Source organism: Nitrospira sp. Vd2 (assembly GCF_979581665.1).
Map to the genome: position 1 here is coordinate 27,164 of NZ_CEFZSK010000001.1, position 14,897 is coordinate 42,060.

Consider the following 14,897-nt stretch of genomic DNA (forward strand, 5'->3'; position numbering starts at 1 on the left):
GCCCACCATCTCGCGCCCGTGCGCAAACGTGAGGCGAGTTATTCCTCGCCTCGCGCACCTCGCATCACTCGGAGCTCAACGTACCGCCCGGGACAAGAGCGCGTCTTGGCGCGCCTTGAGCGGGCGAGTGAAAAGGGCAGCCTTTTTGAACATCCTGCGGCGTTATCTCACTTCATCCTGTCGCACTTGCTGTGGCCTGCTCACCCGCTTTCTTGAAAACGGTCCGCTCGATTGCTACACGCCGCGCATCGACGGATCCCAGATCACCTTATGCAACTGCAGTTGGAGTCGAACCGGCAGTCGATCGGCGAGGATCCACTCGGCGAGTTGCCGCGGCTCCAACTCACCGAACACCGGGCTAAACAGCACTGGACATCGTGTCGTCAGACCGCGCTCCCGCACGACGTTCAAAGCCCATTCATAGTCCGTGCGATGCTTGATTACGAACTTGACTTCATCCTTCCCGGCCAGTTTATCGAGGTTGGGCCAGTACATTCGATCGGTCATCTCGCTCCCCGGACATTTCACGTCGAGGATGAGATGAACCCGAGGGTCAACCGCCGACACGTCGAGGGCGCCGCTTGTCTCTAACAGCACGGTGTACCCGCGATCGCACAGCGCCGCCAGTAACGGAACGACTGCGGGCTGCTGGAGCGGCTCACCGCCGGTGATCTCGACAAGGGTGCAATCCCGGCGGCGGACGTCTTCAAGGATGGCGTCGATCGTCATGTCCGTCCCGCCATCGAACGCGTACTCGGTATCGCACCAGGAGCAACGCAGCGGGCAGCCGGTTAACCGAATGAAGATGCACGGAAGGCCGGCAAAGGAGGATTCGCCTTGGACGCTATAGAAAATTTCCGTGACGCGCATCGTCTAGGGCAACGACCGACTCGGCAAATTTTGTACGAACATGGCCGCGTTGTCAAAAGACCGGCCGCACGGTATCACAACCACTGGATGATCGGCCAGCCGTGACGCCGCGCGATGCGTGCCATGCCGCGAATGGGATTGACGACGTGCGGGTGACCTACGGACTGGAGGACTGCGACGTCGCCCGGGCTGTCACCGTAGGCAAAGCAATGCCGCAGCTCGAGCCCCTGCTCGGACGCAAACGCCTGGACCAGGCGACGTTTGCCTTCGCCATACGGAAATGGCGGTAAGAGGTGGCCGGTGTAGCCGGTGGCCGCGCGTTCGGGACGCGCCGCGAGAATGGTCGACACGTTGAGCGCGGCGGCCAGTGGCATGATCAAAAAATCCAAGGAGCCGGTGATAAAGACAAGATGGTGTCCGGCTCGGCGATGGGCTTCCAGCGCGTCCAAACCGTCACGCGAGACGCGGCGACAGATCTCCGCCTCGACGAACGGTGCGGCGAGCGGCTCAATGGCGGCCGGCTGTTTCCCGGCCAAATACAGTTTTCGTTCGCGCAGGGGATGAAGTGAGAATGGCGGCATATGCCGCAACAAGTGCCAGAGACTGATCGCCACTTCTCGTCCGCCGACGAATCCGCGCTGGAACAGATGATGGAAGAAACGGACTTCGATGGCCACCCCAGGGATGAGCGTATTGTCGACATCGAAGAAGGCGGCGCGACGTGGAGCTGAGTCGGACAGCGGCATCCCCCCCTTCAAAGTTGGAATGCTGACAATCATCGGCGCTGGAGACGGGATTCGAGAATCGGGAAATCGCAGACCGGACGAGCACCGTATTGTAACGGACGCGTCGTTTCATTGACAAGGATTTTGGGCCACTTCTATAATGATGCCCACGCCGAAGTGGTGGAATTGGTAGACACGTACGTTTGAGGGGCGTATGGGGTAACCCGTGGGGGTTCGAGTCCCCCCTTCGGCACCATCCGCATCTAACTCTTCATCGTCCCAGTCAAATTCAATCTGCCGGGATCGCAGGGCTGGCATCGGTCGTATCAGCCGCGGCAACTGTGTAGTGCAACCGGCCTATGGCAGCCGCGTGCGTAGCCAGTGAGCACGACCTCAATCTGCAGACCGCGCGCTTTTTCTCCGGCCCCGCTGTTAAAGATGGAACCCCCGGGTCTTCAACGGGCGCTCAGAATGAGCCGCACCCCGGTTGATCTTCTGCCAACAGAATCGTGTGTGACCTGTCCCCTTGCCGGCGCTCCTTCAACGCGCCGCCTCAGCGCGATGCCTTTACTCGCTCGCAAGGAGGACAGCGAGTGGTGGCAGGGCCTGCGTGGACACCGCAGGCGGGATCGGCCGAGGCGCCCGAGACACCCGGTACGCCCGGTACGCCAGAATCTGCACATCGACGACGTCCCCGCAGTTCATACAGCGCCACATCTTTGTGCTTACCGGACCATCTGACGAATGATATCGGTCGCCTACCATGAACCCTTGGCAGCGTGTACAGCTCATGTGTCCCTCCGTTATGCCGCTGTGTAGATCAAAGCGTGGGCCACAGAGCCGATGACGTCCAATCATAGGCTTGAACATTCTTCTTCGTCTCTGGGAGTGCGTCGTTGGCGTCTCGTCGTCTCATCCGCGAACATCTGAGACAGACGCGATGTTGTGCCGCACTTAACAGCGTGGGTCTGCAACGTCGCGCTGAAAGCGCATTAATTAGTTTCGCGGCGCTCTCTTCGCCCAGGCTCACGACGAGAAGCGACCGCGACGATTTCGTCACCTGCTCTGTCTCTTCAGTATCGCCATCTTCTGTAAAGGGCCCGTCGCTGCATGCCATACGAGCATGCGGCGTGACATGGAGAGTAATGGAGAGCAGCTACACCGTTCGATGTCAGGGGATGATGCGAGTCACGGTGGAACGAACGGTCGAGTCGGCCATTACAGACAGTCGCGGGACGTGGATAATGTTCGGTCATGGATGGTCCGGCTTGAATCTCTCGGACGGCACGCGCCTCCGGTTTGCCAGAGTTGAAATGCGGTCCGGTGAGAAGGCCGACCGGTGCAGCGCGGTACGATGGCACACCAGGCCCAGGGCAGATCACTGGGGCAGGGAGTTGGCTGAGGGGTCAAAATCAAAGACCTCCTGTGGCGCCAATCCGTTATGGTGCCGATGCACCTCCAGCCATGCGTTGTCGCATGAGAGAGAATTTCCAGCGCGGCTAGGATAGGTAATTGACGAGACGGCGCAGGCGATTCTTCTGGTTGGGGGCGAGTTCGGCAAATTGCACGCCGAACCCGCCCCCACCGGTCCAACGCACGAGCGCAGTTTGAACCATGATGGGGTCACTTTCTACGGTCGGATAGACCTCGAGTTGAAGCTGCGCGCCAGGCATCAGTTCGGTGGTGCTTCTAAGTTTGCATCCACGCAGTGACAGGTTTTCTACGAGCCCTTCCCCTTTCACTGCGTTGGATTGGAAAACCCCGCGCATAAGGACCGGGATGCGACGACGAGTGCGATTGTCAATGACGAGGCTGGCCGCAAAGCCGGCCAGCGTGAAGGCTCCGATCAGCACTTCCCCCTCGGACGGCAGATCATCCTGATAGGACACGATCGTGCCGAGGACAATAAACGCAACAAACACGCCAAGACGTTTCATCACACTGCCATCAGCCGCCGTTGGGGCACGCTGCTTTGGCGAGCACCGGACCTCCTGAATCTGTTCCGGGAAGACTGTATCACTAGGTTCAGAACCGTCAATGTGCGAAAGTGCATCAGCACGGCTTCCGGTCCTCTGTATCTGCATTCCGGAATGCTGTCTGAAGTTGCAGATGCAATCCCGAATTGCCCCGCATCAGGACGATCCCATACTCTTGGGCGATCACATCGATGACAGGATATTTATGGCGACCGTGATGCTGAGACAAAGTCTGCGCCATATGTTCACGCTGGAACGGCAAGTTGTGCACGTCTAGCTAGGTCGGATCGCGCTGTCCAAGTTCCTGGGAAGTGGTCACCGCCGGAACGAGTGGAACCGCCTATCCACGGAATCAGTTCGTACGGTGCGGAAGTCAGGCTTTCCTCGCCCGTCCTTCTTCGGATCAGGCGTCTTCCCGCCCCTGTTTTTTCGATCCATAGTCCTTCCGTTCTCGTCTCACAAATGGCGAGGTCGCCGCGCTGCTCGGTTGGACAACTTGTCGTGCTCCTCGGCCATGATGCCCCGGAAGCGAGCCAGTCGACTATCGAAGTTCTCTCAAAATCGATATCTGCGACTCATGTTCGTCCGGTCTCGGATTTGCTTAGTTATGGCGCTATGGTTCGTAGCATCTGCCTCCTGCTCATCGCGGCCGCTGGTGCAGCGTGTACCGCACCGGCTCTTACCCTGCACGGCACGACGGAGCCGATGCGTAGGCTACCGTCGCGTGATCTTGTCTTAATGGCGGATCAGCACCAAATGTTGAACTATCGCGAGTTGGCCCAGGAATACGTCCACAGTGCATCACGCCTGGCTCAAGGAGGTGATGAGGCGGGAGCAACGGACGTTCTCCAGGAGGCGGTGGAATATCACCGCATCGCTGATGAGGCCGAAGCGCGAAGCCACACTTCGCCTCCGCTCCACTAGTCATCCGTCATCAGGCATACCATTCGACGCGTCCGACACGGTCTTGAGACCAGCCGTGTAAAAAGTCATCGGTGGACTAGGCGACTGAGCAGATTTGTCAGAAGGTCAAACAACTCAACGACCGCCTTTGTCACATTCTGGACGATCAGTAACAGCGCACTCCGTGCGCGTTCCAGTCCGCGTTGGGCTGCCACTTGTGCCACCAGCGTAATCCGAGCTCTAGGCAGTTTACCTACCTTGACGGAATATGTAAGGGGGATAGAATGGCGGAATAGGACGGAGGCTTACACAATGGCACTCGTCATCACGGATCCAATCCACGAGACGCTGCCCCTCACCGCACCGGAGCTTGCAACCGATGAGGAGAGCGAAACGCTCGCCGCTGCATCGGGGATCATCAACGCGTTGCTGATCGGCATCGCGCTCTGGGGGATGCTCCTGGTCCCCGTCGCGTTCTATTACCTGCTCTCCTAGCCGGTTGTCGTCGATCGCCGTGGGCACCGCGGCTAAGCGCTACTGCCCGTTCTCGTCGCTTCCACGAACTGCTCTGTCGACTCATCCAAGTTCCGCCCTTGCCGTCCCCTGGCCTGATGGATGTAGATCAAGCCGGTGTCGAGTTTGCTCTCTGGCGCCGGCGGCAGCGACATCGCATAGGTGACGGGTTGTCGGTGATCGGCGAGCTGGAGGTTCGGATTGTAGACGGAATTGAACTTCCACAACATCTTGACGAAGTTCGTTTGGCCCCGCAGTAAGTGTCCGGCTGCAATCCCCATGGTGGATTTGAGGGCCCGCCAGCCCAGATGTTTATGGTTGAGCACCTGCTGCGTCTTGACGAGTTCTTCGTAAAATTCCGGCAGCGGCAGCCTCGTGGGAAGCACCGCGTGTTGGATATCGAAGAGGCGATAGTCCCGGGTTTGAATCGTTCGCGATTCCGTGCGCCACGTTTCGGTCCCGGGATACGGGGTGTTGACACTGATGTTCACGATCTCCGGGATCTCCAGACACCATTGGCGCACGACCTCGAAGCGATCGCGGTCCCAGTCGGGATCGGCGATAATATTGATCGCGACGGTGATCCCGAGCGATCGCGCGAACTCCAGCGCTTCAAAGTTCTTCCCGAGTGAAATGCGCTTCCGGTGCTTGCGCAGGCCTTCTTCATCGATCGCCTCCACACCGATGAACATGTATTGCAGGCCGAGTTGCTTCCAAAACGTGAACACCTCTTTGTTACGCAGCAGCACGTCGCCGCGCGTCTCCAGATAATATTGCTTCTTGATGCCCTTTCGGGCCACCGCTTCTCCGATGGCCAGGCCATGCTTGCCTTGAATGAAGGCCACGTCGTCGACGATGAATATGCCCGGTTCATTGATGCGAGCGAGATCGTCGACGGCCTTGTCCGGGCTCACGATTCGATAGCTGCGACCGTAAAATGTCCACGCGCTGCAGAACGAGCAATCCCACGGACAGCCGCGGGCGAATTCGATCGACGCACAGGGATCCAGGACGCCGATGAAATACTTGTGCCGATGACGGACGAGGTCGCGCGCCGGCGCGATGGCATCGAGATGCTCGACGAAGCGGGGTGCCGGTCCGTTGCCCCACAAGGATACGGCCCCCGGAACGCGACAGATCGCCCCACGATCGTGCTGCACCGCCTCGAGCAACTCGCAAATCGCCGCCTCACCTTCGCCTTTCAGGACGCAGTCGATCGCGCCGGCTCCGTGAGTGAGAAAATCGTCGGCAATAAACGAAGCGCTGTGGCCTCCGACAAGAAAGAAGCTGCGCGGCAAGAGTTGCTTCGTGAGTTTCGCCAGGTCGATGATCTCTGGGACGTTCGCGAGATAGTTGCACGAGAAGGCCACGACGTGCGGCGACCATTCATGCAACAGCCGCCTGTAATCGGCATGCCGCTCGACCTGGAGGTCAAGTAACCGCACGTCATGCCCGGCACGCCGGGCGGCTTCGGCGACCAGTTCGAGGCCCAACGGCTCCAGCCGCAGATAAATTTTTGTGTACATCAGAGGGCTGGGATGGACGACCAACACCTTCATGCGGACTCCCCTTCGACCGTGCAGTGCTACAGGGAGAATAGACATCTCGCCATCCTAACGCTAGAGGTATTCGCCCTACGGTTCGGTAGCGGGCCGGCGGGCGTGGGAACGGGGATGCGTGAGACGCAGCTTTGTGACGACTTCCCGGACGATGTGATCCGGCGGTAAGGCGGCGTCCACTGCCACGGCATCGGACGGTTCCTCGAGAAGGGCGAACTGGCTGGGAAGCAGCGAAGCCGGCATGAAGTGATGCGGGCGGCGAGCGACGCGAGGTTGGATCACGTCGTAGGACGCTCGTAGGTAAACGACGCGGATGGCGTCCGATGGAGGGATGAGCGCTCTCCGATGAGCGGCCGTCAGAGCCGAGCACGCGAGCACCACGTTCTTCCCGGTGCGCAGCCACCGGTCGATCGCGGCCCGGAGGGCCTCAAGCCAAGGCCGGCGGTCGTCATCGGACAGCGGCAGGCCGGATCGCATCTTCTCGACGTTCTCCGGCGGATGGAAGGAATCACCGTCGACAAATTGCCAATGCAAGGTATCGGCGAGCAGTCGGCCGATCGTCGTTTTCCCTGCTCCGGCTACTCCCATCAGAACGACGATCATCCGCGATTGCAAGCAGAGCCGAGAAAGGATGGTCAAGCTGAGTGACGCTCCCGAGGGCTTCGAATCAGCGGATCGGATCTAGTTTCAACCGATCATTCGGCTTCTCCGAGAATGTGCGACCGGTTGGCATTGAGGGATTGCCATTGAGGTCCGTACCTTTGACGGCGTCACGCTGTTTTTGTAACTCCAGCAGCAACTGATCGCGCTCTTGACGCGCCCGCGCCGCTTCTTCGCTGCGAGCCGTCAATTCATCCGTCAACGTGGCGACGCGCTGTTTCGTCCGCTCCAGCTTGTCGGTCAGCGCGGCGACCTTGTTGGCGAGCGTCTCACGGTCGGCCGCCGCCTTGCGCAGCCGTTCAATCTCCTGATCGCGCTCCGCCAGTCGCTTGGCGAGGTTGTCGGCGCGCGCGGCCTCGGTTTCCAATTCACTGGCCCGCTTTTGTAATTTGGCGATCTCTTCTTTGGCCGTGGTCGCGCCGCTCATCAAACGCTGTTTGTCCTCCCGCAGCGTCGCACTCTTCACCTGCTCGGCCGCAAGCTTGGCGGCGAGGTCCTTCGCTTGATCGCGCGCCTCTGTGAGCGCGCCGGCCGCCTGATTTTTTTCCTTCTCCAGGACGGCAAGGCGGCCATTCACGTCCGCCAATGCTTTCTTGCCGCTGGCCAATTCCTGCTGCGCGTCCTCCAGTTGACGTTGGAGGTCTTCGGCTTTCGCCTGCAGCCGATCGTATTCGGCGCGCAATTCGTTCCACTTTTGCAAGGCCTGCTCGGCATCGGCAGGCGGTTTTTGGATATCGTTCTCCGCCGCCTTGGGCGGGACGTCGGCTTGCGCGATGATCAGCGCTCGATCCGCCGGGACACCGATTCCCACGGCGACAGCAAGGATGAGCCCGGCGACCATGTGAAACCCTCCGCCCCGGACACTTTATCCGGAAGCCTGCCTGATGATAGAAGAATCGTTAATTCTGTATGCAGGCCAGCGGACCCAACTCGGTGTCAGTGTTGCCCCTACGATCTTAGCCGTTGCCATTTGCGGGGAGTCGGGGTAGAATCCGCCCTCAATGGTGCGTTGGGTTCTCGCCGTAGTTCTGGCCTGCAGCCTAATCCCACAGGCGCACGCAAGTCCGCGTTCCGACCTGTACCGCTCTGCCAAATCCGCGACCGCGCTCGTTGTCGCGCTGAACGATTCCACGCACAGCGTCTCTATGGGCAGCGGATTTTTTCTCACCGACGACGGCTTGCTCATCACCAATGCTCATGTCGTGGAAGGGGGCACGCGGTTTTTGGTGTATATCCGAGATCAGTACATCGCCACGTCCCCGTCCGTCCTACATGTGGACTCCGATGCGGATCTTGCCGCACTACGCGTGCCAGGGGCGTCCGTCACGACGCTGTCGTTAGCAACGGAATTCCCGGAGGATGGGACCGAGGTGATGTCGGTCGGCTATCCGAGGATTACCGACATTCTGCAGATGGGATTTGCGCTGCATCCAACGGTAGGGCCAGGGACAGTCAGCGGCATGGCACAAGGCCGATCCCGCACCACGGGACGGGTGACGCCCTTCGTCCAGACGACGGGTATCTTGAATTTCGGCAACAGCGGAGGCCCGCTCGTCGACATGGTGACCGGTGAGGTCGTAGGGATGGTCGTGACAACGGTTCCCTACCTGGAGCGGGCCAAGGATCGGACCGGCGCGGCGATCGGGAGCGTCTCGATGAAGTCCGGCATCGGATATTCGATCCCCGCGTCTGTCATCCACCGGTGGTTAGAGGCCCAGAATCTCACGGTCCCGCATTTGGCGAAACAGCAAACGCCCCCGCTCGTGCCATCCGGGCCAGAACCCGACGCGGGGCGGTCCTTTGCCACCGGCCATCTGTTGCACGCGATCGCCCAAATCCTTCACTACGACGCCGATCTCCTTCACTTGGCGATCTACCACTATGAGACGGCCGTGAAGCTTCGTCCCCAAGCAGCATGGATTGCGCGAAATCTGGGTCTCGCCCATGCGCAAAGCGGCGAATGGTCGCGCGCACTGCACGCGTATCTGGATGGGTTACAGTACAACCCGAACGACCCTGGACTTCTCACCGAGGTCGGACTCGCGTGGGAGCACACCGGGGAGACGGAGCGGGCGGTGGAAGCCTATCGCGCAGCCGTGCGTCTCGACCCTGGTTCCGGGAAGGCGCACAACCAACTCGGCCATCTCTTGTCGAAGACCGGACAGACCGATGAGGCAATCAAGGAATTTCGCGCGGCTTTGGAGGCCGATCCATCGCTCGCGGCAGCCTCATACAATCTCGGGGTGGCGCTGGAAACCAAGGGATTGCACACGGAAGCGGTGCGGATCTGGGAGTCATTTCTCCAAACGGCGCCTGCGTCCCCGAAATCCGATGAGTGGACGACGAAGATTCGCGAAGGATTGACCCGCCTGAAGACGACCTTGTCCTTCCCGCTCGCGGCGACGGCCGCGTCAAATTGAGAGAGGCCGGCCTGCGGAGCCGGCCTCATCGATCAGTGCCCACCTGACCGGATCCTTATCTGCTCTGAGCCTTTCATCTGGTGGTGCGCCTGCTGGACTCATCGGCGATCAAGCGCTTATTTCTCGACTTTGATCACCTGGCCGGTCTGCGCGTCGATGTAGACCGTTCGTTCTTTCTTGCTCGAGTCGATGATATCGATTTCATACACCGTCTTTCCGTCTTCCTTCCCGAGTTGCGCCTCGACGGCCTTCCCCGGCACCTCGCTGGTCGCCGTTCGAATGGCCTGTTCCATCGGGATCTTCGCCGATTCCGCCAACTGCTTGTTCGTCTCGAACAAGGCCCACGCCGGTGTCGAGACGAACGCCGCCGCCATTGCGAGAGACAGTACCATACGCATCACACCACCTCCTTGGTGAACCGAGCATGCTCCTCGTGCTCGTCCTGACTGTCATGAGACAAAGCAAACGACGCGCCCCCGAACAGGGTAGAGCGCGAAGACGCGAACTCTGCGAAGCGGTCGAAAAATTGAGTATGTGCCAGGATCGCCTGATGGCAGGCGGCGCACCTTGTCTGATCACGGACAGGACATCCGCGTGTGAGGGCCGGGCATCCATCGCATCGATCGAAAGACGAGGAGTGCCGTGAGGACCAACACGAGACCAATCCCCATGACACTCGCTCGTTCTCCAAATTCCTGCGTAATCCAACCGAATGCCGTCATGCCGAGGATCGCCGCGGTCATGGCCCCGGTACCGTAGATGGCCAACACACGACCAACGAGACGATGCGGAGAGATCTCCTGCAACACTCCCCACGCGATCGGTGTGAACGCGCCGATGCCGCCGCCGATGACGATCATGAAGACGGCGGCTGCGATGCTGCCTGGCGCACCGGCGAGGCCGAGGAGCGCGGCGCCGCTGATACCGCTCGACGCGGCGATCATCCACAATCGGCGCGCAAGCTGCCATCGCGTGAGGCGCACGAGCACCAACGACATCAGGAATAATCCGATGCCGAGCGCCGACCAGAGATAGCCCACCTCCACCGGCCCCAGATCCAGCATCTTCCTCCCGAAGACGGGGAACAAGGTCGAGAAGGCCGCGGTGCCGAAGGAATGCAGCGCCGCAATCGCGATCAAGAGCAGGATCAGTCGCTGTTTGATGAACCGGAGCCCTTCGACCAGATCGCGGAGCGGGGAGGCGAGGAGCCCGGAGTGCGCAGATGAGGACGTCTGTGCGGCGGGGAGGTGCACGAGCAGCAGGAATGCGGCCGAGACGACATAGGTGACCGCGTTGATGCAGAGCACGGACTGCGAGTCGAGCGCGGCGATGCCGATGCCGCTCAAGGCGGGACCCAAGATGACGCCGAAGCTCGTCGTCGTCTGGAGCCAGGCGTTGGCGGCGGTGAACTGATCCGGTTTGACCAACTGCGGGACGGCTGCGGTCAAGGTCGGTCCGAAGACCGCCGTGGCGAGCGCGTGAAGAAAGACCAGCACGTAGAGCCGCTCCACGGTGAACGCACTCGGCGGGACGACACAAGGAATGAGCCCGATGAGCACGGCACGGAGCACGTCCGTGATGATCAAGACGGGTTTCTTCGGCAGACGATCGATGTAGACGCCGATGAGCGGCCCGAACACGATCGGTGGGATCGTCTGCAACATCCCGATCACGGTCGTTTTGAGCGGGGAGCCGGTAATCGAGTAGACGAACCAGAGGAGCGCGAGTTTCGTGACGCCGTCACCGACTTGCGAGATCAGCTGTCCCCACCAGACGAGACTGAAGTTGCGCCCGAGCAGCAAGGCGCCGTCGTTCACCGCTCGCGTGCATTCGCCCGGCCCGGTACGTACATCGGCGGGGCCGGAAGCAGGAGCGCGCGGGTCACGGGCCATGGTGCTCCTGCAGTCTCCGCGGCGGTCTCACTCCGGGGCCTCGAGACGAATCCCGTCCGATTTGACGGCCTTGACGCCCGGGACCTGGCGTGCGGCTTCGGCGGCCTCCAACGCGATGACGAGAAACTTGGTCTTGCCGGTCAGGGAGACGACCCCGTCTTCCGTTTTCACGTCGAAATGAGCCGACTCCAGCGTCTTGCTCCGCCCGAATCGGTCCTTGACGTACTGCGTGATTAAGTCGTCCTTTCGTCGCGACACGAGCTGTGCAAGATCTTTCGACACCTCGATGTCGTTCGTGACCGATTTCACGCCCTCGACGCTTTGTGCCACTTCGGCCGCGGCGGTTTTCTCCGCCTCCGAGGCGACCTTGCCGGAGAGCTGGGCCGTTTCCCCGTGCATGTCGACGTTGATGTCGTAAGGAAACAGCCGGGGATCGCCCATCAACGCCAGTTTGATCGCGACGATCGGCGGGCCTGCGGCCTTCGCCTCCGAGGCTTTTTCGCTTTTCGGCGTGGGCGGCGGTGCAGTGACCTTTGTCTCCCCTTTCGGCTCGCCGGGCTTCGCGGGTTCCGGCGGCTTGGCTTCAGACGGCTTGGCCGGCTCTTGCGGCTTCGTCTCCGCTTTGGACGGCGCTGCCGTCGGGCTCTTGGCCTCGGGCGCTTTGGGCTCGGGCTTCGTGTCCGGCGGTTTGGTGGGCTCCGGGGGTTTGGTGCTTGGCGGTTTCGGTTCGGACGGTTTGGCTTCCGGCGTGTCACCGGCAGCCAGCAGAAGCGAGGCGCTCAGGAGAAAGACAGCGGCCACGCCCGCTATCGCCGCGACGAGTCTGACCATAGCGACTCCTTGGTGGAGTGAAAGCTCAGAATGGGCCGCGCCTTACGCGGCCGGAAGAGGGTCCGCAACGGCCACCTCTGCCGCGTTGCATTGACGGCTGAAGCGAACCGCGAGCACGGCGGTGACGAGCAGGATGAGCCCGATCCCGATCAAACACGCGGCCGGGCCGACCGTATCGGCGGCCCAACCAAAGACGATCATGCCCAGCATCGCGGCGAACATGCCGCCCGTGCTGAACGTGGTCAAGACGCGGGCGAGCAAGTGCCCGGGTGTCATTTCTTGAAGGATCGCCCACACGACGGGCGTAAACAGTGCGGTGCTCGCGCCGATGATGATCATCAAGAGCGCCGCCGCGAGCGCATCCTTCAGCAGGACAAGGCTGCACATCGCGACACCGCCGACGGCGAGCGCGAACCCGATGCGGCGAAACCGCTCGGCCACGTCGCCTTGCTCCGACCAAGCCAGCCAGGCGGAGGCGATCAGCATCCCGATGCCGAGGGCGGACCAGAGCCAACCGAGTTGCACGGGACCGAGATGAAAGAGCTGCTTGGAAAACACCGGCAACATGTAGACGAAGGCGCTCGCCGCCAACGCGTAGAGCGTCGCCGTCAACATGAGCGACAGCACCATGCGTCGTTGGACGAACACGAACCGGAACCCTTCGAGCATTTCGTGGAAGACATGAGCGGAAAGACCGGCCTCCCGCTTCGGAACGACCAGACGCCGGACGCGGATCGGAATCAAGCAGAGCGCCGAGACGAAAAACGTGCCGGCGTTGACGTAGAGGACGTTCTGCGCGCCGATCAGGGCGATTCCGAGGCCGCTGATCGCCGGTCCGATCAACACGCCGATATTCGTCGTGCTCTGCAGGAGCGCATTCGCGGCCGTCAGCCGGCTCCGCGATACGATCAACGGCACGGATGAGGCCAGCGCCGGCCCGAACACGGTGGAGAAGATCGCGGTGAGGAAGACCAGGACGTAGAGGCGCTCCAACGTCAACGCGTCGAAGGTATAGAGCACCGGAATCAGCAGCACCATCGCCGTCCGGAGCAGGTCGATCCAAATCATCACCGACTTCTTCGGCAACCGGTCCAGATAGACGCCGATGAGCGGCCCGAGCACGAGCGGAGGGATGGTCTGCAGCATCCCGATCAAGGTCATCTTGAGGGCGGACCCCGTCAGTTCATAGACGAACCACAGGAGGGCGACCTTGTTGAGACCGTCGCCTACCTGTGAGACGGCCTGGCCCGTCCACAAGAGACCAAAATCGCGGGTGAGCAGGAGATGCCACCCCCCGGAAGCGTCAACCGCGCGCTCCCTCGGCTCCTGCTCGGCCCGTTGCTGCCCGTGCCCTCGTTCCACCTCCATTGCGTCCTACCAGCGGTCCAAGATGATTTGCGAGCTGGCGAACCCGCTTTCCCGCGCCACGTCGTCGCGCTGGTCTTTCGCAAGCTGGCGATACAGGGTTACGTAGTCCTGCGCCATGCGCTCGGCGGTAAAGCGGGCGTCGAAGGCCTGCCGGCAGTCGGACCGATTGAGCTTGGCCACCTGCTCGACAGCCGTGGTCATCTCGTTGATGTTGTCACAGACGAACCCCGTCACCCCGTTGTCAATGATCTCGGGAATGGAACCCCGCCGATAGGCAAGGACCGGAGTGCCGCACGCCAACGCTTCGATCAACACGAGCCCGAACGGCTCGGGCCAATCGTAAGGCGCGAGCATCGCGTAGGCGTCTCCCAGGAAGTCGTCTTTTTCGGCGTCGCTGATCTCGCCCACGTACTCGACCAGCGGATGCGACATCAGCGGCTCGATCTCGGCTTCGAAATAGTTGCGATCGGCCGGATCGACCTTCGCGGCGACACGGATCGGCATGCCGACGCGTTTAGCAATTTCAATGGCATGGTCGGGCCGCTTCTCCGGCGAGATCCGCCCGAGAAAGGCGAGATATTTCCCTGGATGGGGATGAAAGGTGTACAGGTCGGTGGGAAGGCCGTGATACACCGTCCCCTGCCAGTTGGCCCAGGGAACCGGCTTGCGTTGAGCGTTCGAAATGGAGACCAACGGCATCTCGGAAAAGTCCTTGAAGATCGGAACGAGTTCGGGAAGATCCAGTCGGCCGTGCATGGTCGTGATCGTCGGGGTCGCGCAGCGCCGGGACAGAGGAAAACTAATGAAGTCCAAGTGCGAGTGGATGATGTCGAAGTCCGCGGCCGTGGCGCCGAACGCCATTTCGAGCAACGTCACCAAGGGCGCATCACGGTTGAAGATACCGGTGCAGAGACGGAGCGCTTCGGGACATGCGGCACGCAACTTGGCCGTTGTCGTCGAGTCGCCGCTGGCGAAGAGCGTCACCTCGTGTCCCTGACGGACCAGCTCCTCCGTCAAGTAGGACACAATCCGTTCGGTTCCGCCATACAGCTTGGGCGGGACGCTTTCCCACAGCGGTGACACTTGCGCGATCTTCATGTGTGAATCTCCTTTCAGTTGGGACTCGCGGGACGACGGCGGACAAGGGCGTCAGGCGGCGCCGTCGGACGTGTTCCTGCAA

15 protein-coding genes and 1 tRNA gene are annotated in these 14,897 nt (G+C 61.1%); 4 read left to right on the forward strand and 12 right to left on the reverse strand.

Annotated elements, in window-relative coordinates; translation table 11 throughout:
- Positions 1-234: 234 nt before the first annotated feature.
- The gene (queE, locus tag AC1U7K_RS00155) at positions 235-870 is read right to left on the reverse strand and encodes a 7-carboxy-7-deazaguanine synthase QueE (RefSeq protein WP_480248787.1); all 636 of its coding nucleotides are present in this window, start codon (positions 868-870) and stop codon (positions 235-237) included.
- Positions 871-944: 74 nt separating this feature from the next.
- Positions 945-1,616 carry an HAD family hydrolase gene (locus tag AC1U7K_RS00160; RefSeq protein WP_480248788.1) on the reverse strand — a complete coding sequence of 224 codons (672 nt, stop codon included), beginning with the start codon at positions 1,614-1,616 and terminating at the stop codon, positions 945-947.
- A gap of 150 nt (positions 1,617-1,766) precedes the next feature.
- Between AC1U7K_RS00160 and AC1U7K_RS00165 the strand changes: the two genes are divergently transcribed.
- Positions 1,767-1,851: transfer RNA gene (locus tag AC1U7K_RS00165), tRNA-Leu, on the forward strand.
- 311 nt (positions 1,852-2,162) lie between these two features.
- Here AC1U7K_RS00165 and AC1U7K_RS00170 read toward each other — a convergent pair.
- Both AC1U7K_RS00170 and AC1U7K_RS00175 read right to left on the reverse strand, forming a co-directional pair.
- The gene (locus AC1U7K_RS00170; protein ID WP_480248789.1) at positions 2,163-2,300 is read right to left on the reverse strand and encodes a hypothetical protein; all 138 of its coding nucleotides are present in this window, start codon (positions 2,298-2,300) and stop codon (positions 2,163-2,165) included.
- 794 nt (positions 2,301-3,094) lie between these two features.
- Complete coding sequence (locus AC1U7K_RS00175) at positions 3,095-3,532, reverse strand: PilZ domain-containing protein (RefSeq protein ID WP_480248790.1); 438 nt, start codon at positions 3,530-3,532, stop codon at positions 3,095-3,097.
- Between the two features lie 744 nt (positions 3,533-4,276).
- Here AC1U7K_RS00175 and AC1U7K_RS00180 point away from each other — a divergent pair.
- Both AC1U7K_RS00180 and AC1U7K_RS00185 read left to right on the forward strand, forming a co-directional pair.
- A complete protein-coding gene (locus tag AC1U7K_RS00180) occupies positions 4,277-4,495 on the forward strand; it encodes a hypothetical protein (protein WP_480248791.1) in 219 nt (72 codons plus the stop codon).
- Between the two features lie 291 nt (positions 4,496-4,786).
- Entirely contained in the window at positions 4,787-4,969 is a 183-nt protein-coding gene (locus AC1U7K_RS00185) for a hypothetical protein (protein WP_480248792.1), read from the forward strand.
- A gap of 32 nt (positions 4,970-5,001) precedes the next feature.
- Here the strand turns inward: AC1U7K_RS00185 and hpnR are convergent, their stop codons facing one another.
- From hpnR to AC1U7K_RS00200, 3 genes are all read right to left on the reverse strand, one after another.
- Positions 5,002-6,546, reverse strand: coding sequence for a hopanoid C-3 methylase HpnR (hpnR, locus tag AC1U7K_RS00190; protein ID WP_480248793.1), 1,545 nt, complete (start codon positions 6,544-6,546; stop codon positions 5,002-5,004).
- A 75-nt stretch (positions 6,547-6,621) separates the two neighbouring features.
- Positions 6,622-7,149, reverse strand: coding sequence for a gluconokinase (locus AC1U7K_RS00195; protein ID WP_480248794.1), 528 nt, complete (start codon positions 7,147-7,149; stop codon positions 6,622-6,624).
- A gap of 64 nt (positions 7,150-7,213) precedes the next feature.
- Positions 7,214-8,047 carry a hypothetical protein gene (locus AC1U7K_RS00200; RefSeq protein WP_480248795.1) on the reverse strand — a complete coding sequence of 278 codons (834 nt, stop codon included), beginning with the start codon at positions 8,045-8,047 and terminating at the stop codon, positions 7,214-7,216.
- Positions 8,048-8,207: 160 nt separating this feature from the next.
- On the opposite strand from AC1U7K_RS00200, the gene AC1U7K_RS00205 reads away from it, so the two are divergent.
- Complete coding sequence (locus AC1U7K_RS00205) at positions 8,208-9,626, forward strand: tetratricopeptide repeat protein (protein WP_480248796.1); 1,419 nt, start codon at positions 8,208-8,210, stop codon at positions 9,624-9,626.
- Between the two features lie 116 nt (positions 9,627-9,742).
- On the opposite strand, the gene AC1U7K_RS00210 is transcribed toward AC1U7K_RS00205, so the two are convergent.
- From AC1U7K_RS00210 to AC1U7K_RS00230, 5 genes are all read right to left on the reverse strand, one after another.
- Positions 9,743-10,024 (reverse strand): PepSY domain-containing protein, encoded by a 282-nt coding sequence (locus AC1U7K_RS00210; protein ID WP_480248908.1) that lies wholly within the window; start codon positions 10,022-10,024, stop codon positions 9,743-9,745.
- 177 nt (positions 10,025-10,201) lie between these two features.
- Positions 10,202-11,518, reverse strand: coding sequence for an MFS transporter (locus AC1U7K_RS00215; RefSeq protein WP_480248797.1), 1,317 nt, complete (start codon positions 11,516-11,518; stop codon positions 10,202-10,204).
- 27 nt (positions 11,519-11,545) lie between these two features.
- Positions 11,546-12,349, reverse strand: a complete 804-nt coding sequence (locus tag AC1U7K_RS00220) for a BON domain-containing protein (protein WP_480248798.1) — start codon at positions 12,347-12,349, stop codon at positions 11,546-11,548.
- Between the two features lie 42 nt (positions 12,350-12,391).
- The gene (locus AC1U7K_RS00225; RefSeq protein WP_480248799.1) at positions 12,392-13,717 is read right to left on the reverse strand and encodes an MFS transporter; all 1,326 of its coding nucleotides are present in this window, start codon (positions 13,715-13,717) and stop codon (positions 12,392-12,394) included.
- A gap of 6 nt (positions 13,718-13,723) precedes the next feature.
- Positions 13,724-14,815: a glycosyltransferase family 4 protein gene (locus AC1U7K_RS00230; RefSeq protein WP_480248800.1), complete on the reverse strand. Its 1,092-nt coding sequence runs from the start codon at positions 14,813-14,815 to the stop codon at positions 13,724-13,726.
- Between the last annotated feature and the right edge of the window lie 82 nt (positions 14,816-14,897).

Excerpts from the sequence above, each read along its gene's own strand:
- queE (WP_480248787.1), bottom strand. The coding sequence starts at position 870 with ATGCGCGTCACGGAAATTTTCTATAGCGTCCAAGGCGAATCCTCCTTT.
- AC1U7K_RS00160 (WP_480248788.1), bottom strand. The coding sequence starts at position 1,616 with ATGCCGCTGTCCGACTCAGCTCCACGTCGCGCCGCCTTCTTCGATGTC.
- AC1U7K_RS00170 (WP_480248789.1), bottom strand. The coding sequence starts at position 2,300 with ATGAACTGCGGGGACGTCGTCGATGTGCAGATTCTGGCGTACCGGGCG.
- AC1U7K_RS00175 (WP_480248790.1), bottom strand. The coding sequence starts at position 3,532 with ATGAAACGTCTTGGCGTGTTTGTTGCGTTTATTGTCCTCGGCACGATC.
- AC1U7K_RS00180 (WP_480248791.1), top strand. The coding sequence starts at position 4,277 with ATGCGTAGGCTACCGTCGCGTGATCTTGTCTTAATGGCGGATCAGCAC.
- AC1U7K_RS00185 (WP_480248792.1), top strand. The coding sequence starts at position 4,787 with ATGGCACTCGTCATCACGGATCCAATCCACGAGACGCTGCCCCTCACC.
- hpnR (WP_480248793.1), bottom strand. The coding sequence starts at position 6,546 with ATGAAGGTGTTGGTCGTCCATCCCAGCCCTCTGATGTACACAAAAATT.
- AC1U7K_RS00195 (WP_480248794.1), bottom strand. The coding sequence starts at position 7,149 with ATGATCGTCGTTCTGATGGGAGTAGCCGGAGCAGGGAAAACGACGATC.
- AC1U7K_RS00200 (WP_480248795.1), bottom strand. The coding sequence starts at position 8,047 with ATGGTCGCCGGGCTCATCCTTGCTGTCGCCGTGGGAATCGGTGTCCCG.
- AC1U7K_RS00205 (WP_480248796.1), top strand. The coding sequence starts at position 8,208 with ATGGTGCGTTGGGTTCTCGCCGTAGTTCTGGCCTGCAGCCTAATCCCA.
- AC1U7K_RS00210 (WP_480248908.1), bottom strand. The coding sequence starts at position 10,024 with ATGCGTATGGTACTGTCTCTCGCAATGGCGGCGGCGTTCGTCTCGACA.
- AC1U7K_RS00215 (WP_480248797.1), bottom strand. The coding sequence starts at position 11,518 with ATGGCCCGTGACCCGCGCGCTCCTGCTTCCGGCCCCGCCGATGTACGT.
- AC1U7K_RS00220 (WP_480248798.1), bottom strand. The coding sequence starts at position 12,349 with ATGGTCAGACTCGTCGCGGCGATAGCGGGCGTGGCCGCTGTCTTTCTC.
- AC1U7K_RS00225 (WP_480248799.1), bottom strand. The coding sequence starts at position 13,717 with ATGGAGGTGGAACGAGGGCACGGGCAGCAACGGGCCGAGCAGGAGCCG.
- AC1U7K_RS00230 (WP_480248800.1), bottom strand. The coding sequence starts at position 14,815 with ATGAAGATCGCGCAAGTGTCACCGCTGTGGGAAAGCGTCCCGCCCAAG.